Raw genomic sequence first — 19,475 nt, 5'->3', positions numbered from 1 at the left:
GAAGATCGCATCGTCGCCACCGCCTTCCATGCACCAGTTCCTGCCCTATGCCTGGTTCGGCGGACAATGCGTCCCCTTTGCCGAGGCCACCCTCTCGGTGGCCACCCATGCGCTGCATTACGGCACGGGCGCCTTCGGTGGCATGCGGGCCCTCCCCAACCCCGCCGACAACAACGAGATCCTGCTGTTCCGTGCCGATCGCCATGCCCGTCGCCTCAGCCAGAGCGCCCGGCTGCTGCTGACGGAACTGCCGGAGGAGACGATCCATAACGCCATCCATGCCTTTCTGCAGGCCAACCGGCCCACCTGCCCGATCTACCTGCGGCCGTTCGTCTACACCAGCGATCTGGGCATCGCCCCGCGGCTGCACAACATCCAGACCGACTTCCTCATCTACGGGATCGAGATGGGCGACTATCTCTCCCCCGAGGGTGTCAGCTGCCGGATCAGCAGCTGGTGCCGCCAGGAGGACCGCTCCCTGCCCCTGAGGGGCAAGATCAGCGGCGCCTACATCACCAGTTCGCTGGCCAAGACCGAAGCCGTCAAGAGCGGCTTCGATGAGGCCCTGCTGCTCAACAGCCGCGGCAAGGTGAGCGAGGCCAGCGGCATGAACCTGTTCATCGTCCGGGACGGCGTGCTGATCACCCCGGGGGTCGATCAGGACATCCTCGAAGGCATCACCCGGGCCAGCATCATGGAGCTGGCACGCTCGATGGACATCCCCGTGCTCGAGCGGGCCGTCGACAAGACCGAACTGATGATCGCCGACGAGGTGTTCCTCAGCGGCACCGCCGCCCGCGTCACCCCGGTGCGCCGGATCGAATCCACCGACCTCTCCAGCCACCGCCCCGTGATGGAGCGTCTGCGCGACCGCCTCACGGCGATCACGGAGGGCCGCGATCCCTCCTATGACCACTGGGTCACCCGCATCCGCATCGACGCCTGATGGTCGTCACCGCCGCCATCCACCACCCCACCGACCGCATCGGCTTCCTCGACTGGCTGCACGGTCCGACCCGGCCGGTGCTCGTCTTCGACGGCGCCACGGGCACCTCCCTGCAGGAGATGAACCTGACGGCGGAGGATTTCGGTGGTGCGGCCCTGGAGGGCTGCAACGAGAACCTGGTGTTCACCCGGCCCGATGCGGTCCAGGCGGTGCACCGTCAGTTCCTGGAGGTGGGTTGCGACGTGATCGAGACGGACACCTTCGGGGCCGCCTCGATCGTGCTGGCCGAATACGGACTGGAGGACCAGGCCTTCGCCATCAACCGCCGGGCCGCCGAACTGGCCCGCGAAATGGCCGCCGCCTACAGCACCCCCGACAAGCCCCGGTTCGTGGCCGGCTCGATGGGGCCCACCACCAAGCTGCCCACCCTCGGCCACATCGATTTCGACACGATGAAGGCCTCGTTCCGCGAACAGGCCGCCGGCCTGATCGCCGGGGACGTCGACCTGTTCATCGTCGAGACCTGCCAGGACGTGCTGCAGATCAAGGCGGCCCTGCAGGGCATCGAGGAGGCCTTCAGCGCCGCAGGAGAGCGGCGGCCCCTGATGGTCTCGGTGACCATGGAAACCACCGGCACCATGCTGGTCGGTTCCGACATCGCCGCCGTGGTGGCGATCCTGGAGCCGTTCCCGATCGACGTGCTCGGCCTCAACTGCGCCACCGGCCCGGAGCAGATGAAGGAGCACATCCGCTATCTGAGTCAGCACAGTCCCTTCGTGGTGAGCTGCATCCCCAACGCGGGGCTGCCGGAGAACATCGGCGGGGTGGCCCACTACCGGCTCACCCCCACCGAGATGCGGATGCAGCTGATGCACTTCGTCGAGGATCTGGGGGTCCAGGTGATCGGTGGCTGCTGCGGCACCACCCCCGCCCATATCGGCGCCCTGGCGGACCTCGCCGCCGGCCTGAAGCCCGCCCCCCGCGAGGTGCGGCAGCCCCGGCAGCGGCTGGAGCGGCCGCCGCTCCACTACGAGCCCGCGGTGGCCTCGATCTATGGCGTCACCCCCTACTTCCAGGACAACTCCTTCCTGATCATCGGCGAGCGGCTCAATGCCAGCGGCTCCAAGAAGGTGCGCGAGCTGCTCAACGCCGAGGACTGGGATGGCCTGGTGGCAGTTGCCCGGGGCCAGGTGAAGGAGAACGCCCACGTGCTCGATGTGAACGTCGACTACGTGGGGCGCGATGGGGTGAAGGACATGCACGATCTGGTGAGCCGGCTGGTCACCAACGTGAACCTGCCGCTGATGCTCGATTCCACCGAGTGGCAGAAGATGGAGGCGGGCCTCAAGGTGGCCGGAGGTAAATGCATCCTCAATTCCACCAACTACGAGGACGGCGACGAGCGCTTCTTCAAGGTGCTCGAACTGGCCCGTGACTACGGCGCCGGCGTGGTGGTGGGCACGATCGACGAGGAGGGCATGGCTCGCACCGCCGAGCGCAAGTTCGCCATCGCCCAGCGGGCCTACCGGGATGCCCTCGAGTTCGGCCTGCCGGCCCACGAGATCTTCTACGACCCGCTCGCCCTGCCCATCTCCACCGGCATCGAGGAGGACCGGGCCAATGCGGCGGCCACGATCGAGGCCATCCGCCGCATCCGCCAGGATCTTCCCGGCGTGCATGTCGTGCTGGGGGTCAGCAACGTCAGCTTCGGGCTGTCCCCGGCCGCCCGCATCGTGCTCAACTCGGTGTTCCTGCACGACTGCTGCGCCGCCGGCATGGATGCGGCGATCGTCAGCCCGGCGAAGATTCTCCCCCTGGCAAAGATCAGCGAGGAGCATCAGCTGATCTGCCGCGATCTGATCCACGACCGGCGGCGGTTCGAGGACGGCATCTGTGTCCACGATCCCCTCACCCTGCTGACCACCGAGTTTGAGGGCGTCAGCGCCAAGGAGGCCCGGGCCTCAGGGCCTTCGCTGGCCGATCTGCCCCTGGAGGAGCGGCTCAAGCAGCACATCATCGACGGGGAGCGCATCGGCCTGGAAGCTGCCCTGCAGGAGGCCCTGGCGGAGCATCCACCCCTGAAGATCATCAACACCTTCCTGCTGGATGGCATGAAGGTGGTGGGCGAACTGTTCGGCTCGGGCCAGATGCAGCTGCCCTTCGTGCTGCAGAGCGCCGAAACCATGAAGGCGGCCGTCGCCTTTCTCGAGCCGCACATGGAGCGCAAGGAAGGTGAATCCAGCAGCAAGGGCAAGTTCCTGATCGCCACCGTCAAGGGCGACGTTCACGATATCGGCAAGAACCTGGTGGACATCATCCTCACCAACAATGGCTATGAGGTGGTGAATCTGGGCATCAAGCAGAGCGTCGACGCGATTGTTGAGGCCCAGCGCCAGCACGGCGCCGACTGCATCGCCATGAGCGGCCTGCTGGTGAAATCCACCGCCTTCATGAAGGACAACCTCGAAACGTTCAATGAGGTCGGCATCTCCGTTCCCGTCATCCTCGGCGGGGCGGCGCTGACGCCGCGGTTCGTCAACGGCGACTGCCGAGCGGCCTACCGGGGCCAGGTGATCTACGGCCGGGACGCCTTCGCCGACCTGCGCTTCATGGATGCCCTGATGGACGCCAAGGCGGCCGGCCGCTGGGACGACCTCCAGGGTTTCCTCGACGGCGCTCCCGAGGGCCTGGGGCTGGGAGAGTCCGCGGCTTCCGGGGCGCACGCGGAGCCTGGGGAGACTCCGGTGGCGAGCCAAGCTGTGGCGGCCGAGCCCGTGCCGGCCGGCAGCGACGAGCGCTCCGCGGCGGTGCCGGCCGAGCCGGCCATCGCGCCCCCGTTCTGGGGCACCCGGGTGCTCACCGAGGCGGAGATCGACCTCGACGAGGTGTTCGCCTACCTGGATCGCAACGCCCTCTTCGCCGGCCAGTGGCAGCTGCGCAAGACCCAGCAGCAGAGCCGGGAGGACTACGAGGCCATGCTCGCCGAGAAGGCGGAGCCGGTGCTGCAGGAATGGCTCGGACGCTGCCGCCAGGAGGGTCTGCTCACCCCCCGGGTGGCCTATGGCTACTTCCCGTGCGGCCGCGCCGGCAACTCCCTGGTGGTGTTCGATCCAGGAGCGATGGCCGATGGGGCAGCGCCCGCCAGCGGCGGCGGCGAGCTGGGGCGCTTCGCCCTGCCGCGCCAGCGCGGCGGCAACCGCTACTGCATCGCCGACTTCTACCGCGACCTGGAGCCGGGCCCGGACGGCGCCCTGAGGCCGACGGATGTGCTGCCCATGCAGGCGGTCACCATGGGCGAGGGGGCCACCAGCTTCGCCCAGGAGCTCTTCCGGGCCGACCGCTACAGCGACTACCTCTATTTCCATGGCCTGGCGGTCCAGATGGCCGAGGCTCTGGCCGAATGGACCCACGCCCGCATCCGCCGGGAGATGGGGTTCGCCGCCGGCGAGCCGGCCGCCCTGCGGGACGTGCTTGCCCAGCGCTACCGGGGCAGCCGCTACTCCTTCGGCTATCCCGCCTGCCCCAATGTGGCCGACTCCCGCCAGCAGCTCGCCTGGCTGGGCACCGACCGCATCGGCCTGACGATGGACGAAAGCGACCAGCTGGAGCCGGAGCAGAGCACCACCGCCCTGGTGGCCCTGCACAGCCAGGCCAGGTATTTCAGCGCCTGAGGCCCGCCCCCCGGCCATGGCAGGCTTTGCTCACCCTTCGCATCCCTGGCCATGGCCATCGCAGGACCCGGCGGCGTTGATGACGCCATCGCCGCGGGCGTGGATCTGGACGGCTCCCCGATCCCGGCCGCCATGCTTGCCCTCTACGGCGAAGTGATGGAACTGGAGAGCCGCCGGGCCCGCAGCGGGGTGAAGAAGTCGATGCGCAACCGCATCGTCCGCACCGGAGCCAAGCATCTCGATCGGCTCACCCTCGACCAGCGCCTGCGGGAAGCCGGCTGGGAGGGCCTCAAGGACAAGGAGATCGCCTTCTTCTACGGCTGAGCCCTCCCGACGGACCCAGCGCCGGAGGGACTCAGCTGCAGAGCTCCTCCAGGCTGTCGATCACGTCCTGCTGGAAGGCATCGAGAGCGTCGGAGTCGCTCAGGTCGATCCCCTCACCGGCGGCGTTCTGGGTGAGCTCCTGGAAGTGGAAGGCACCCTCGCCATGGGCCAGAAACTCCATGGCGGAGGGCTCACCGCTTTCCTTGTAGGCGTCGCAGAGGGCCAGGAAGGCCGCATCCTCGGTGAAATCCCAGCTCATGAAGGGGGTCGTGCTGAAAGACCTTTAACCCCTCTCCCCCGGAATTCGTCAACCTCCTGGGGGCAAATTGTGCCAGTCCTCCGTCAGACTCTCCCCGTTCCTGCACCGCCCCGGCCTTGGTCGCCTCCCCCCTGCAGCCCCCTGCCGAAAGCCGCAATGTGCTGGGAGAACCACTGCAGGAGTGCGGGTGTGCGCCGCTCACCGGTTGGTTCAGGGATGGCTACTGCCATGCCGATCCCGGTGATTTCGGCCGTCACACGGTCTGCTGCGTGGTGAACGAGTCGTTTCTGAGCTACAGCCGCGCCCAGGGCAACGACCTGTCGACACCGATGCCCGCCTACAACTTCCCCGGCCTGCGCCCCGGCGACCACTGGTGCGTCTGCGCCGCCCGCTGGCTGGAGGCCTATGAGGACGGCATGGCCCCGCCGGTGCGGCTGGAGAGCTCCGCCTTCTCCACCCTCGAGGTGATTCCCCTGGAGGTCCTGCGCAGCCACGCCGCCTGAGCGGCGCCCGGCATCCCCCGCCTCACCAGGGCACCGGCGAGCCGTCCCAGGCGAGGAAGGCACCGCTGCCGCAGGCCGTCTGGCCCTCCAGCACATCGAGCAGGTGAGAGGCGGCCCGCTCCGGGCTGAACAGGGCCGTGGGCGGCACCGAGCGGCCGAAGGGGGCCGAGAGCGGGGTGGCGGTGGTGCCGGGATGGAGCAGGGTCACGCAGGCGTGGGGCAGCCGGCGCTGCCATTCGATCGCCAGGGTGCGCAAGAGCTGGTTCTGGGCCGCCTTGGCCGCCCGGTAGGCGTACCAGCCGCCGAGGCGGTTGTCGCCGATGCTGCCCACCCGGGCCGACAGGCTGGCGAAGTGCACCGGGAGTTCCCTTGGCAGGGCGGCTTCGATCGCCTGGGCCAGCAGCAGGGGGCCGAAGGCGTTGACGGCGAAGCTGCGCTCCAGGGCCTGGCGGTTCACCTGGGAGAGGCGCTTCTCCGGCTGCAGGGGGCCGTCGTGCAGCAGCCCGGCGGTGTTGATGACGACCCGGAGGGGCGCGAGCTCACCGGCGGCACGGGCAGCCAGCGCGGCAAGACTCGGGTCATCGGCGAGATCGAGCGGGATCTCCGCCCCACGGCGGCCGGCGGTGCGGATCCGCAGCCCGGGTGCCCGCCGGGCCAGCTCGGCCGCCAGCGCCAGGCCGATGCCCCCCGGGCCCACGATCAGGGCCTGACCTTCCCAGTCCTGCCAGTAGGGGTTGGTGGGGGTCGGCATGGCGGACACGGGGATGGCGCATGATGGCGGTTCCTTCCGGGGAACCGCCCCGCGCGTCGGTCCATGAGTCTGCGCATCACCGTGCTGGGTCGGGGTGCCTGGGGCGGCACGTTGCTGCGGCTCTGGGAGCGCCAGGGTCACCATCTGCGCAGCTGGTCGCGGCGGGATGGGGGGGACCCGGCGGCCGTGCTGCAGGACTGCGACCTGGTGGTGGTGGCCGTGTCGATGGTGGGGGTCGCCCCCCTGGGCCAGAGCCTCCAGGGACGCTGGCCGGAGGGCCTGCCGCTGCTGAGCTGCAGCAAGGGCATCGATCTGGACAGCCTCTGCACCGCCAGTCAGCTCTGGCGGCGCCACCTGCCGGCGGTGCCGCTGGCGGTGCTGAGCGGCCCGAATCTGGCGGAGGAACTCGACCGGGGCCTGCCGGCGGCCAGTGTGCTCAGCAGCGACGACCCGGGGCTGGCCCGACGGCTGCAGGAACAGCTGCGGACCCCACACCTGCGGCTGTACACGAATGCCGACCCCATCGGCACCGAGGCGGCCGGGGCCCTCAAGAACGTGATCGCCCTGGCGGCCGGCATCAGTGACGGCCTGGGCCTGGGGGCGAACGCCAAGGCCTCGCTGCTTTGCCGGGGCCTGGCGGAGATCGCCGTCGTGCTCCAGGCCCTCGGCGGCCAGTCGACCACCCTCTACGGCCTGGCCGGCCTGGGGGACCTGCTGGCCACGGCCAACAGCAGCCTCAGCCGCAACTACCGCTTCGGCAGTCTGCTGGCCGAGGGCTGTGACGAAGCCACCGCCCTCGGCCGGATCGGCGCCACCGTGGAGGGGCCCCGCACCGCCCGCGCCACCCTGGCCCTGGCCGAAAGGGAGGGCTGGCAACTGCCCATCTGCGGCCAGGTGGTGCGCCTGCTGGCGGGCGAGCTGGAGGCCCGCCAGGCCGTGCAGGAGCTGATGCAGCGCGACCTGCGGGCCGAAGCCGCGCCCTGAGCCGAGACGGCTGTCCCGGTGTGGCGGCACGGTGCAATGGGGCGACCGTCCTGCGCCGGGCGGCGACGGAGCCGGATTCTCCGGCATGATCCTCTCAATCCTTTGTGAATCCTTGCCGTGAGCCGGCACGTCAAGGCCGCCATCGCCGCCCTCCGGGCCACGGGCCGGCGCCTGCTCCACGGTTGCCGCCGCCATCCGATCCTGCTCACCGCCCCCCTGGCCGTCGTGGCGGTGGGGGCCGGTTTCGCCGCCCAGGAGCTGATCCCGGCGGGGGCCTCCCGCTCGGATCCCGATCTCCTCGAAGCCCTGATCGCCCAGCCCCGGGAGGTCTCCCAGCAGGCCGCCGAAGCCAACGAAGCCCCCGACAAGGATCTGCTGGCGGCGGCCTCCCTGCAGGCCCAGCGCACCAGCCTCAGCCATCCCGACCCGGCGCTGGTGGAACCGGAGGCCGGCGCGGAGGTCCCCCTCGAGATCCGGGTGGCCCTGCTGGGCGCCTCCCCCTCCCCCCGGCTCGGCGCCAGCGGCTACTGGCGACTGGTGGACCGGGACGGACGCCCCGTTCAGGAGGGCGGCCCCGCTGACGCGCCTGACCTGGCGACGGCCATGGCCGGACGGGCCGAGGTCTGGATGGAGACGGGGTCCGACCATGTCCTGCAGGTGGACGGGCGCCCCTACGAAGGCCGCCTGAGGGTGCTGCGCGGATCCCAGGGCCTCCAGGTCGTGAACCACGTCTCCCTGGAGCGCTACATCAGCTCGGTGGTGGGTGCCGAAATGCCCAGCAGCTGGAACATGGAGGCCCTCAAGGCCCAGGCCGTGGCGGCCCGGTCCTACGCCATGGCCCACATGGCCCGTCCGGCCAGTGCCCACTGGCACCTGGGCGACACCACCCGCTGGCAGGCCTACCGGGGCCTGGGCAGCGTCACCGCCCGCACCCGCCAGGCCACCGCCAGCACCTCCGGGGTGATCCTCAGCTACCAGGGGGGCATCGTTGAAAGCCTCTATGCAGCCACCACCCGCATCACCCAGGAGGCCCACGGTCACCTGGGGGCCAGCATGAGCCAGCACGGCGCCCAGGATCTGGCGGAGCAGGGCCTGCGGTACAACGAGATCCTCGGGCGCTACTACCGGGGCGCCTCCCTGGCCCGACTGCAGGCCGGTGCGAGCTGAGCGCCATTGGCAACGGGCCCGTGAGGTCTCGGAGCTGGCCCGCCGCCAGGGAGCCCTGGTGCCCCTCGATACGCGCATCCTGCCGGACCCCGGCATGGAGCCTTTCGTTCTCCGCGAGCTGCTGTCCTCCACGCCTCGCCATCTGCGCCAGGGGGGGCCCCGGCCCAATCCCTTCCTGCCCTGGGACAGGCCCCTGCAGGTGGACCTGCTCGAGCCAGCCCACGTGCTGCTGCTGAACAAGTACCCGGTGCAGGAGGCCCACCTGCTGGTGATCACCCGTGACTGGCGCCCCCAGGGCGGCTGGATCGAGACCTCCGACTGGCAGGCAGTGGCAAAGGTGGGCCAGGACACCGGCGGCCTGTGGTTCTTCAACAGCGGCGCCCGCTCCGGCGCCAGCCAGCCCCATCGCCATCTGCAGCTGCTGCCACGCCGGCCCGGCGAGCCCAGCTGCCCCCTGGCGCCGCTGTTCCTGGAGCAGCTGGAGACGGGGGAGCACGCCTGGAGCTGGGCCTACCGCCTCAGCCGGCGCAGCGATCCGCTGGGTGGGTCCGATCTCGAGGGCCTGTACCACGCCCATGCCCGGGCCCTGGAGCTGGGGGAACCGGGCCGCGACGGCGAGCCCCTGCACCCCTACAACCTGCTGTTCGACGACGACTGGTTCCTGACCGTCCGGCGGGTGAGGGAGCACGGGGCCGGATTCAGCGTCAACGCCCTGGGCTTCGCGGGCTTCCTGCTGATCACCAAGGGCTCCGACAGGGGCTGGCTGGAGCGCCACGGTCCCTGGGCCCTGCTGAAGGACGTGGCGGCCCCCCGGGCCTGAGGCTTCGCATCCGGGGGCCGGGTCCTGGTTCGGGAAACTTCCGTGGTTCCACGGTTGTGCGTTCCGGTCCTCCTGGCCCTCTCTGGAAAAGGAGCGCACCGCCAGCCGTCATCGGCGCCGCGGCTCGCCCTGCTTCCACGACATCGACGCCCCAGGCCCCACGACCATGGCCCCCTCCCCCACCAGCCGCCAGACGCTTCCCTCCAGCGCCGCCCGCCGCAACCGGCGCGTGGAGCAGTACCGGGCGGTGGTACGCCCCCTGGCGCTCCACTATTCCCGCTGCAGCCGTGAATCCTTCGAGGATCTGCTGCAGGTGGGCCTGATGGGCCTGATCCGGGCCGCCGAGCTCTACAGCGAGGATCGCCGGACACCGTTCGAGGCCTTCGCCCGGCCCCACATCCGCGGAGCGATCCTCCATTACCTGCGGGATGCGGCCCCGATCGTGCGGCTGCCGCGCCGACAGGCCGAGCTTCAGGAGCGCTTCAACCGCCTCAGCCGTCACCCCGTCCTGCTGGAGGATCCCGGCCGGGCGATCACGCAGCTGAGCCGGACCCTGGGGGTCACCACGACGGAATGGCGCCGGCTGGAGGTGCAGCGGCTGCTGGCCAGGCCCGCCAACCTCGACGATCCGGCACTGGTCGAGGCCGTGGCCGCCAGCACCGCCAGTGAGTCCTGCCGCCAGGAGGAGCCGGGTCCTTCGGTGGCCATGCTGCTGGCCCTGCTGGAGCCCCGCCAGCAACTGGTGGTGCGCCAGGTGGTTCTGGCCGGCTGGAGCTACCGGCGCCTCGGGCGCCAGATGGAGGTCAGCCCGATGACGGTGAAACGCCTGCTGCACAAAGCCCTGGAGCAGCTGCGACTGGAGCTCGATGCCCGCGGGCTCAGCCCTGCGGATCGGCCTGATCGCGGTGCATCTGCTGTTCCAGGGTGCTGATGGCGGCGTTCATCGCGGCCAGCTGCCGCTCGATGCCATCGCGCCAGAAGCTGAGCAGGCGCAGCTTGCGTTCCTGATACCGCCGCAGGGCGCTGGCTCCGGACTCCGACCCGGAGCAGTACCCGAAGGGAGGAATCATGACAAAATCTGCAGAGTGGGTCCGTTCTAGCGAGCCCGTCGTTCCATCCGGGGCTGCCCAGGTCCACGCACCCCCTAACGGTTGGGACGGTCGCATCCCGCCTTACCGTCCTCTGGCCACCCACACCACCAGCCTGTCGCAATTTGAGATCAGTCCCCTCCATTGGTCCCATCGGTGTCTGGCTGACGCTGGGTCTGGGCCTGGTGCTGGCACAGCCCGCCCACGCCTACGTGGCCCTGATGGCCGGTCAGAAAGCCCGGCCCCTGAACGGCACCTTCAACAGCGTGCCGGTGCTGCACTCCAACCAGCCGGAGGAGGTGGAGGGGCCGGGGATCCTGATCAACACGGCGCCCGGCTACGCCTATGCCGCCGAGACGGGCCAGGCCCTGCGCAATGCCGAGTACACCTTCAACGGGGAATTCGGCATGCACCTGCACCACAAGTACTTCCCCCCCAACCGGCGCTCCATCGCCCCCGGCAGCCGCCGCGCGGAGCTCACCCTGGCGGCGGTCCTGATCAATCCGGGGGTGCGCCCTGTCCACATCCGCTTCTCCAAGGGGGCGGTGCGCAACAGCTTCGAGGCCCCCTACCTGGCCAACAACCTGATGGGGGTCAAGCCGCTCGGTCCCCGGCCCTGGAACACCGGCCCCGGGGACGCCACCGCGGTGCAGATGCTCCGCGGCCGGCTGGACAGCCGCCTGACCGACGAGATCACGATTCCGGCCCGCAGCCGCATCGTGCTCTTCCAGACCCAGCTGCCGGCCCTGGGGATCGCCAACGCCCTGCTGCGCGGCCGCAGTGACGGCCCCTTCCAGATCGCCGTGGTGGCCGCCAAGGCGGAGGACTCCTACAGCCAGGTGCTGGCGGTGCTGGATGAGGGCCGCCTGGCCCCGGGGAGGGTCTATCTGAGTCGCATCAACGACATCCACAACCGGCGGATCTTCTCCCGGGTGGGCGGCGTGGCCCTTGGCGATGCGTACCAGGCCTCGATCACCCACGATCTCGACGCCAAAGGGCCGCTGCACGTGCCCTTCACCAGCACCGACCGGCACCATTTCGGCACCCGGGACGTGCAGGTCAACGCCCTGGCCACCCGCATGGTCGATTCGTCCCTCGACAACGTCGGCACCTACGGGGTGCGCTTCGACATCGACCTGAACCTCAAGGGCAACGGCCCCTACGAGCTGGTGATGAGCCACCCCACCCTGATCGGCGGCCAGCCCTTCACGGCCTTCCGGGGCTCCATCCAGATCCAGACCCCCGCCGGCCTGCGGGAGGTGCATGTGGGGCTGCGCTCGGGGCAGAGCCTGTCCCTGGGCCAGATCGATCTCACTCCAGGGGTCGTGAACCCCGTGCGGGTCAGCCTCGTCTACCCGGCCGATGCCACCCCGGGCCATCTGCTGAGCGTGGTGAGCGCCAGCCAGCTGGCCATGGTCCAGGAACGGGAACGGCAGCTGGAACTGGCCCGGGCCGGTGCCACCGTCCGGCCTGCCCCGCCGCCCGTCGCCCCTCCGGCGCTCACCGTCCTGCCGCCGGCCGCCACCATCACCCCGACGCCGACGGGGGGCGGCACCGGTCCCCTGGTGCCGCCGTCCCAGATGCTCCGTCCGGCGCCGGCCCCCGGTTGGCTGACGCCGCCACCGCCGCTGCCCTCAACCAACCGGGGCGTCCTGGCCCCGTCCCCCATGATCACGCCGATGCGCAGCCGCTCCGGCACCGCCGCGGGCGGCGGATCGCTGGTCGATCGCTACCGGGAGGCCGTGGAGGCCCAGCAACAGTTCCTGCGGGACCAGCGGGGACCCTGACCAGCCGTCCGATGCCAGCGAACCCAGCACCGATGGAGGGCTGCCTTGGCTGAGAAGTCGAACGACGCCCGACAGCGGATCAGCCTCGACCTCACCCGGGAGCTGGTGGCCCACCTGGATCACCTGCGGCGGGAGTGGGGCATCCGCAGCCGGGGCGATGTGCTCGAGCGTCTGCTCGACGATCTGTTCGGCTCCGGTGAGGAGGGGGACGGTGAGGCTGACGGCGATGGCCTTGGTGTTGGCGATGCCGGTGGGGGCCTTGGTCAGGCGCCGGAGGGCCGGTCAACCCAGCGTCACGACGATGACGAGCGGGACCTGGAGGAGCAGGGGGCCCTGGTGCTGGTGGGCCGGGGGGCGATGGACACCCTGCAGGCGGAATTCGAGTGGGAAGCGCCGGCAGAGCATGCCCCGCGGCCCCAGCCTGCTGGCGGGGGCATCGATCTGCCCGGGTTCGTGCGTCGCCGCTCTGATGTCCTCAAGCGCAGCCTGCGGCCCACGGCACGGCAGAGCGCCGGGCCCCTGCCCCTGACCCCCCTGCCGCCCCTCGGCGGGGAGGTGGTGCAGCAGGCGATGGAGGAGGCCGGCAACCACTGGCGCACGCTCTATGGGTCGCCGGCTAACGAAGCGGTGCTGGAGGCGGCCATGCTGTGGCTGGCCCAGGACATCTGGCCCCAGTCGGACCAGAGTGATGGGCGGACGTTCACCTGGTCCGGCGCCTGCCAGGTGATGCAGCAGTTCGTTCCCGGCTGGAGCGATGGCCCGCCGACGTTCGAGCGGGTGATGGTCACCGCCGGTGTGCTGGAAGACCCCTTCAGTGGTTCGACCCTGAGCCTGCGAATCCCGACCCTGATCCGGCGCTTCGTGCACCGCTTCCGCCGCCGCCGCCGCGGCACGTCCTTCCAGACGCTGGAGCACACCATGACCCTGCACGGCGCCCTGCGGCTGCTGCAGTTGCCCACCGATCCCGGCCAGCGCCTGACCCTTGCCCAGATCCGCGAGGCCTACCGGGACATGGCCCAGAGCCACCATCCTGACGCCGGCGGGTCGGTTGAGGCGATGCGACGCCTCAACGAGGCCTATCAACTGCTCAAGGAGCTCTATCGGCAGGGCGCTGCGAGCGACCGCTGATCTCACCGCGCGCACCGATCAGGGGCGTCGTGAGTTGCCCAGGCATCTCGGATGAGACAAGGACCTGGTCTAACACTGTGTCCCAGGTAGGCAGCATGGGATGGAGGGCTCCCATCCCCATGACGCTTGCATCTCAGCCGACCCAGATAAGACCAGCTGCGTGTCTCGGCACTGGACTTGTACGCTATCCGCAGGACCGTGATTTTTCGTCGATTTCATTTGTGGCGACCGACCTCCTCCACGTTGTGACCTCTGCCGACAGTCGACGACCGATGGACCGCAGGCGCAGTGGCTGTCCAGGGGTGCCTGCCCAGGCCGATGGCCATGTCCATGGTTTGGACAGCGCCTGAAACGCCTTGGAACTACTGGCTCCCGAATCTTTGCGTATCTGTCTTTGACACAGATACGCAGCTTGAATCGATGGCCCGAAGCGACCGATCCCGCGGAAACCGCTCGAAGACCCCCAGATGGAGAGCCGTCGCCAAAGGCTTGTCCATCCGCACGCAGAGAACCCGCAGCATGCTCATCAGAAGTCTCAGCTGAGTGTTGTCATGGGACTGGTCTTGCGTCCCATGTGCGACAACTGAGGAGCTTCCGCTGGATCCGCTTCCCACGCGCCATGGCGGCCCCATCTCCGACCAGGCCATCGCCTTGCCGACCAGGCATGCCGTCCAGCACCTGGACCACGAACCGCCAACCCATGAACCAGCCAGCACCGCCGTCCATGCGTCGCAACTGGCTGGCTCGGGTCTCAGTCCAGGACAAGGAGCGAGTCCCGCATGAGAACTATGATTCACCCCTGCCGCTGCCCAGGTGATCGTCCGTGCCACCGGCGGGCATCGCTCCCATCGCAGAAGTCCATACAAAAAACCCCGTCACGAACGTGACGGGGAGGAAGGCTCGAAGGCTTACGGGAATTTGGCTGGTCGTCTCATGCCGGACCCACTGTCAGACCAGGGATTGGACCAGGGTGAGACGATCGGGCCGCTCAGGTGGAGGTCTGGAGTCCCTGGATCAGGTAATCGAAGTAGGGGCCGGCCAGAGTGGCTTCTTCAGCACCCAGCAGCACCAGGGCCGCCTCCTTGAGGGTGCGCATCGCCTCCACCATGCCGGGGAGGGGCACGCCCAGGCTGTTGTACATCTCGCGGGCGCCCACCACGCCGATCTGCTGAATCAGCTCGGTGCTGCCGGCCAGGATTCCGTAGGTGACCAGCCGCAGGTACCAGCTGTAATCACGCAGGCACTGGGCCCGTTGCTTCTGGCCGAAAGCATTGCCTCCGGGGGCCACGTAGTCCGGCTTGCGCAGGAAGAGCTGTTTGGACGCTTCGGCGATGATCTTTTTCTCGTTGTCCGTCAGCACCCTGACGACACTCAGCCGGCGGGCCCCGCCGCTGAGGAACTCCACCATCGTGCGCAGCTCGCCGCCGGTGGGGTAGCGGAGCTGATCATCGGCCTGGAGGATCAGATCGCGAACGACGCTCATAGCAGCGACCACAGTCCGGCGAATCCTATCGAGCCCGAAGCCTCCGCCAGGGCTCCTGGCGCAAGGTGTAACGCCCCTTTGCACGACCCCCGATAGGGTCGCTGCAGTGCTGCGGAATCCAGATGGCCTCGGTGGGCGACAGGCTCGAGCTGGAGATCACCGACCTGGGCCATGACGGGCAGGGGGTGGGGCGCCACGACGGGCTTGTGGTGTTCGTCAGCGGCGCCCTGCCCGGGGACACCGTGCAGGTGCGCCTGCAGGCGGTGGCGCGGCGCCATCTGGTGGGTCAGCTGCTGCGGGTGCTGACGCCCTCTGGCGACCGCCGCCGGCCCCCCTGCATCCTCGCTGACAACTGCGGTGGCTGCAGCCTCCAGCCCCTGGCGGACGGGGCCCAGGCCGCCTGGAAGCAGCGCAGCCTCGAGCAGACCCTGCAGCGCATCGGCGGCCTGAGCGCCCCTGTGCGGCCGCTGCTGGCGGCCGATCCGACCCTCGGCTACCGCAACCGCGCCCTGATTCCTCTGGAGCGCCGGGCCGATGGCCGCCTGCGCGCCGGCTACTACCGCCGGGGCTCGCACCAGATCGTCAACATGGCCCGCTGCCCGGTGCTCGACCCGCGCATCGACGCCCTGATCGCTCCCCTCAAGGCCGACATCGAAGCCAGCGACTGGCCGATCGATCGCCACGGCAACGACTCCGAGGCCGTGGAGGGTCCCGGTCTGCGCCACCTGGGCCTGCGGGTGGGGGCGGCCACCGGGGAGCTGCTCATCACCCTGATCAGCAGCCATGACGACCTGCCCGGCCTCGAGGCCCTCGCCGACGCCTGGTGCGAGCGCTGGCCCGAACTGGTGGGTGTCTGCCTCAACCTCCAGCCCCTGCCCACCAATCGGCTGATGGGCGACGAGACCCGGGTGATCCGCGGCCGGGAGTGGCTCCACGAGTCCTTCGCCGGGCTGCGCTTCCGCATCGCCGCCGACACCTTCTTCCAGGTCAACACCCGCCAGGCCGAACGGCTGGTTCCCCATCTGATCGAAGCCCTCGGCCCGGCTCCCGCCGGCGGCTGCCTGCTCGATGCCTACTGCGGCATCGGCACCTACAGCCTGCCCCTGGCCGCCGCCGGCTGGCAGGTCACCGGCCTGGAGCTGCACGCCGGTGCCGTGACCATGGCCCGGCTGAATGCCTCCGCCAACGGCCTGGAGGATCGGGCGAGCTTCGAGCAGGCCGACGTGCCCCAGGTGCTGGAGGAGCGCCTCCAGGGCCAGCAGGCCCTGGTGCTGGATCCGCCCCGCAAGGGGCTGAACCCGTTCGCCACCGCCGCGATCCTGGCGGCACGACCGGAGCGCATCGCCTACGTGAGCTGTGATCCGGCGGCCCTGGCCCGCGACCTGGCCCAGCTGTGCGGCTCAGGGGTCTACCGGCTGAACTGGGTGCAGCCGGTGGACTTCTTCCCCAACACCAGCCACGTGGAGGCCCTGGCGGCCCTGGAGAGGCTCTAGCGGCGCTGTTCGGCGCCGAAGCGGCGCTCCAGGGCCTCGCGCACCCGCCCATGGGCCGCCTCCACCTCCTCGTCGGTGAGGGTGCGGGCGCTGTCGCGGTAGCGCAGGCGGAAGGCCTGGCTGCAGCGGCCGGCCTCCACCTGGGCGCCCTCGTAGCGGTCGATCAGCTCGGCCTGCTCCAGCAGAGGCTTGCCCGCCTTGCGGATCGCCGCCAGCAGGTCGGCGGCCGTGGTGTCGGCGGGAACGACAAGGGCCAGATCGCGTTCCGAGGCCGGCACGGTGGGGTAGGCGCGGAAGCTGGGCTGCCAGCGGTTGCGGCGGGTGCCGGCGCTGAGCAGGGGCTCCAGTTCGAGCTGGAACACATAGGTGGCGGCCGGCAGGTCGAGGGCGTCGGCCTCGGCCGGGTGGAGCTGGCCGAACCAGCCGGCGGACTTGCCTTCCACCAGCAGCTGGGCGGCGCGGCCGGGGTGCAGCAGCGGGGCGTCGGTCAGGGGACGGTCCTCCAGGGGCAGGCGCAGGGGCTCCAGACCGGCCTGGAGCACGCCGCGGGCCTGGAAGTAGTCCGGGGGGGCGGGCTTGCCGGAGCTGCGCCAGCGTTCGGCGCGCCGCTCCCCGGCGATCACTCCCACCAGCAAGGTGCGTTCCCCATGGCGCGCCTCACCGCTGGCCCCACCACCCGGGAACACCCGGCCGATCTCGAAGCCCCAGAAGCCCCCCAGGGAGGCCTGCAGGTTGCGGCGGGCGGCCTGGAGCAGCTCTTGGTGCAGGTTGTCGCGCAGGTGGCCGTAGTCGGCCAGGAGCGGATTGGCCAGGGGCACCCGGCCCGGGGCCGCCGCCACCAGCGACAGGGAGACGATCTCCTGCAGGCCGGCGGCGCAGAGGCTGCGGCGCAGGCGGCGTTCCAGCTGCTGGGCCGGCTCCAGGCCGCCGGGGATCAGCGGATCGGGCAGATGGGCGGCGAAGTGGTCGTAGCCCACCAGCCGGGCCACCTCCTCGATCAGGTCGACTTCACGCCTGAGGTCCATGGCCCGCTCGGGCGGCACCCGCACCTGCCAGCCCTCCTCGTCCTCCTCGAGGACGCAGCCGAGGGCCTCCAGGGTGGCGGTGATGCGTTCATCGTCCAGGTCCTGGGCCTCGCCCTCCACCAGCACCGGACCCAGCAGGTTGTGGAGGGCGTCGCGGCGCAGGGCAAGGGGCGCCTGGGGAGACGGGGACCGCTGGTGCAGCCAGCGGCCCTCCACCCGGGCTCCGGCCAGCTCCTGCAGCAGGGCCACGGCCCGGTCGGCGGCGGCCAGGGTGATCTCCCGCGGCACCCCCTTCTCGAAGCGGCTGCTGGCCTCGGTGCGCAGCCCGACGCTGCGGGCGGAGCGGCGCACCGCCTGGGGGGCGAAGACGGCCGCCTCCAGCCAGATGGCGGTGGTGGCTTCGGTGACGGCCTCGGCGAGGCCCCCCATCACCCCGGCCAGGGCAATGGGGTGGCCCGCGCAGGTGACCACCAGGGCCTCCTCGCTCAAGGTGCGCTCCTGGCCGTCGAGGGCGACGAAGGCCTCACCGCTGCGGCCCTGGCGCAGGCCGATGCTGGCCGGCTCGGGGGTGCCGCCCATCAGCGCCCCCAGGCGATCCCGGTCGAAGGCATGCAGGGGCTGGCCCGTCTCCAGCATCACCAGGTTGGTGATGTCCACCACGTTGTTGATGGGGCGCACACCGGCCCGCTCCAGGCGCTGGCGCAGCCAGTCCGGGGAGGGACCGACCTTCAGGCCGTCGAGGGCGGTGAGGCTGAACAGGCCACCCGCCTCGATGGCCTCGCGGTCGGCCGCCGGTGCGGCCAGGGGCTGGGCCGTCACCACGGGCGCCGCCGCTGGGAAGGTGGTGCTGCCGCCGCTGAGGGCCGCCACCTCGCGGGCGATGCCGCGCATTGAGAGGCCATCGGGGCGGTTGGCGGTGATCGCCAGTTCCAGCACCTGATCGTCCAGGCCGAGCAGCGGACCCACGGGCGTGCCGAGGGGGGGCACCGTGTCCAGCAGCTGGTCGAGTTCGGCGATGCCATCGCTGCCGTCGTCGAGACCCAGCTCCCGCAGGGAGCAGATCATGCCGCTGCTGGCCACCCCCCGCAGCTCGGCCGGTTTGATCGTCAGCCCCACCGCCGGCAGGGTGCTGCCCACCAGGGCCACGGGCACGTGCAGGCCCTGGCGCACATTGGGGGCGCCGCAGACGATCTGAAGGGGCTCGCCAGCCCCCACATCCACCTTGCAGACACTGAGCTTGTCGGCATTGGGATGGGGATCGCGCTGCACCACATGGCCCACCACCACCCCGGCCGCCCGGGCCGCCAGATCCTCGATGGCCTCCACCTCGAAACCGGCGATCGAGAGGCGCTCCGCCAGGTGTTCAGGCACGAGAGCGGCCGGTTCCACGCTGACCAGCTCCCGGAGCCATTGGAGCGAAACCAGCATCGGAGGGTTGCACAGCAGCCGCCCACATTAGGAAGCGATCAGGGCCCTCCCCATCGGGAGGTAAGGTGCAGGATCGTCTCTCTGCAACGCATCCGCGGCGCAACGTCCTTCCATGGCCAAGAACAAGGGCGTCCGGCTGGTGATCACCCTCGAGTGCACCGAATGCCGGTCCAACCCCGCCAAGCGGTCCCCTGGCGTGTCCCGTTACACGACCCAGAAGAACCGCCGCAACACCACCGAACGGATCGAACTCAAGAAGTTCTGCCCCCACTGCAACGCCTCCACCGTCCACAAGGAGATCAAGTGAGGCTGGATTCCCTGCGGAATCCCATCGCCTGATCGTCCCGCGGCCCCTGCAGCGGCAGTTTTCTCCTTTCGTTCCCCCACTCCGTTCCCATGTCCAGTTCCTTCTTCAAGAAGCGCCTCTCACCGATCAAGCCCGGTGATCCGATCGACTACAAGGACGTCGATCTGCTCAAGAAGTTCATCACCGAGCGCGGCAAGATCCTGCCCCGCCGCCTCACCGGCCTGACCGCCAAGCAGCAGCGCGACCTCACCAATGCCGTCAAGCGGGCCCGGATCGTGGCCCTGCTGCCCTTCGTGAATCCCGAAGGCTGA

General features: G+C 70.0%; 18 protein-coding genes. 13 read left to right on the top strand and 5 right to left on the bottom strand.

The window, feature by feature from the left end:
- Positions 1-28: 28 nt before the first annotated feature.
- Genes KUG39_RS09095 through KUG39_RS09085 form a run of 3 tightly spaced genes read left to right on the top strand, consistent with a single transcriptional unit; the run spans position 29 to position 4,941 of the window.
- Positions 29-946: a branched-chain amino acid transaminase gene (locus KUG39_RS09095; protein WP_094584571.1), complete on the top strand. Its 918-nt coding sequence runs from the start codon at positions 29-31 to the stop codon at positions 944-946.
- Complete coding sequence (metH, locus tag KUG39_RS09090) at positions 946-4,617, top strand: methionine synthase (protein WP_216914607.1); 3,672 nt, start codon at positions 946-948, stop codon at positions 4,615-4,617. Before KUG39_RS09095 ends, metH begins: the two co-directional genes overlap by 1 nt.
- A 51-nt stretch (positions 4,618-4,668) precedes the next feature.
- Positions 4,669-4,941 (top strand): small RNA NsiR4-regulated ssr1528 family protein, encoded by a 273-nt coding sequence (locus KUG39_RS09085; RefSeq protein ID WP_094584569.1) that lies wholly within the window; start codon positions 4,669-4,671, stop codon positions 4,939-4,941.
- A gap of 31 nt (positions 4,942-4,972) precedes the next feature.
- Here the strand turns inward: KUG39_RS09085 and KUG39_RS09080 are convergent, their stop codons facing one another.
- Entirely contained in the window at positions 4,973-5,200 is a 228-nt protein-coding gene (locus tag KUG39_RS09080) for a DUF8667 family protein (protein WP_015108208.1), read from the bottom strand.
- A 116-nt stretch (positions 5,201-5,316) separates the two neighbouring features.
- On the opposite strand from KUG39_RS09080, the gene KUG39_RS09075 reads away from it, so the two are divergent.
- A complete protein-coding gene (locus KUG39_RS09075; protein ID WP_190609421.1) occupies positions 5,317-5,703 on the top strand; it encodes a DUF2237 family protein in 387 nt (128 codons plus the stop codon).
- Between the two features lie 22 nt (positions 5,704-5,725).
- Here KUG39_RS09075 and KUG39_RS09070 read toward each other — a convergent pair whose 3' ends face one another.
- On the bottom strand, positions 5,726-6,454 hold the full coding sequence (locus KUG39_RS09070; RefSeq protein WP_216914605.1) for an SDR family NAD(P)-dependent oxidoreductase: 729 nt from the start codon (positions 6,452-6,454) through the stop codon (positions 5,726-5,728).
- Positions 6,455-6,517: 63 nt separating this feature from the next.
- Here KUG39_RS09070 and KUG39_RS09065 point away from each other — a divergent pair, with 63 nt between their 5' ends.
- The 4 genes from KUG39_RS09065 to KUG39_RS09050 all read left to right on the top strand — a co-directional run bounded on the left by KUG39_RS09065 (position 6,518) and on the right by KUG39_RS09050 (position 10,356).
- Positions 6,518-7,438 carry an NAD(P)H-dependent glycerol-3-phosphate dehydrogenase gene (locus KUG39_RS09065; protein WP_216914603.1) on the top strand — a complete coding sequence of 307 codons (921 nt, stop codon included), beginning with the start codon at positions 6,518-6,520 and terminating at the stop codon, positions 7,436-7,438.
- Positions 7,439-7,555: 117 nt separating this feature from the next.
- Positions 7,556-8,605, top strand: a complete 1,050-nt coding sequence (locus KUG39_RS17310) for a SpoIID/LytB domain-containing protein (protein ID WP_353617369.1) — start codon at positions 7,556-7,558, stop codon at positions 8,603-8,605.
- Positions 8,595-9,425 (top strand): ATP adenylyltransferase family protein, encoded by an 831-nt coding sequence (locus tag KUG39_RS09055; protein WP_216914601.1) that lies wholly within the window; start codon positions 8,595-8,597, stop codon positions 9,423-9,425. Before KUG39_RS17310 ends, KUG39_RS09055 begins: the two co-directional genes overlap by 11 nt.
- A 166-nt stretch (positions 9,426-9,591) precedes the next feature.
- Positions 9,592-10,356 (top strand): sigma-70 family RNA polymerase sigma factor, encoded by a 765-nt coding sequence (locus KUG39_RS09050; RefSeq protein ID WP_216914599.1) that lies wholly within the window; start codon positions 9,592-9,594, stop codon positions 10,354-10,356.
- Here KUG39_RS09050 and KUG39_RS09045 read toward each other — a convergent pair.
- The gene (locus KUG39_RS09045) at positions 10,304-10,495 is read right to left on the bottom strand and encodes a sigma factor SigF (protein WP_094584563.1); all 192 of its coding nucleotides are present in this window, start codon (positions 10,493-10,495) and stop codon (positions 10,304-10,306) included. The genes KUG39_RS09050 and KUG39_RS09045 overlap by 53 nt on opposite strands.
- 143 nt (positions 10,496-10,638) lie before the next feature.
- Here KUG39_RS09045 and KUG39_RS09040 point away from each other — a divergent pair, with 143 nt between their 5' ends.
- Both KUG39_RS09040 and KUG39_RS09035 read left to right on the top strand, forming a co-directional pair.
- On the top strand, positions 10,639-12,300 hold the full coding sequence (locus KUG39_RS09040) for a DUF3370 family protein (protein ID WP_216914597.1): 1,662 nt from the start codon (positions 10,639-10,641) through the stop codon (positions 12,298-12,300).
- A gap of 45 nt (positions 12,301-12,345) precedes the next feature.
- Positions 12,346-13,428, top strand: coding sequence for a J domain-containing protein (locus tag KUG39_RS09035; protein WP_094584561.1), 1,083 nt, complete (start codon positions 12,346-12,348; stop codon positions 13,426-13,428).
- A gap of 988 nt (positions 13,429-14,416) precedes the next feature.
- Here KUG39_RS09035 and KUG39_RS09030 read toward each other — a convergent pair.
- Positions 14,417-14,911, bottom strand: a complete 495-nt coding sequence (locus KUG39_RS09030) for an allophycocyanin subunit alpha-B (protein ID WP_216914595.1) — start codon at positions 14,909-14,911, stop codon at positions 14,417-14,419.
- Between the two features lie 122 nt (positions 14,912-15,033).
- Between KUG39_RS09030 and rlmD the strand changes: the two genes are divergently transcribed.
- Positions 15,034-16,404 carry a 23S rRNA (uracil(1939)-C(5))-methyltransferase RlmD gene (gene rlmD, locus KUG39_RS09025; RefSeq protein ID WP_216914593.1) on the top strand — a complete coding sequence of 457 codons (1,371 nt, stop codon included), beginning with the start codon at positions 15,034-15,036 and terminating at the stop codon, positions 16,402-16,404.
- Here rlmD and pheT read toward each other — a convergent pair.
- A complete protein-coding gene (gene pheT, locus KUG39_RS09020; protein ID WP_216914591.1) occupies positions 16,401-18,857 on the bottom strand; it encodes a phenylalanine--tRNA ligase subunit beta in 2,457 nt (818 codons plus the stop codon). The genes rlmD and pheT overlap by 4 nt on opposite strands.
- A gap of 112 nt (positions 18,858-18,969) precedes the next feature.
- Between pheT and rpmG the strand changes: the two genes are divergently transcribed.
- Together rpmG and rpsR are read left to right on the top strand one after the other, a co-directional pair.
- Entirely contained in the window at positions 18,970-19,164 is a 195-nt protein-coding gene (rpmG, locus tag KUG39_RS09015; protein ID WP_015108195.1) for a 50S ribosomal protein L33, read from the top strand.
- Between the two features lie 89 nt (positions 19,165-19,253).
- On the top strand, positions 19,254-19,475 hold the full coding sequence (rpsR, locus tag KUG39_RS09010) for a 30S ribosomal protein S18 (protein ID WP_006041316.1): 222 nt from the start codon (positions 19,254-19,256) through the stop codon (positions 19,473-19,475).

Origin of the sequence: Synechococcus sp. CCAP 1479/10, from assembly GCF_019038515.1 — a bacterium.
In the GTDB taxonomy this organism is placed as follows: domain Bacteria; phylum Cyanobacteriota; class Cyanobacteriia; order PCC-6307; family Cyanobiaceae; genus Cyanobium.
This window is presented reverse-complemented; position numbering and strand designations above follow the sequence as displayed.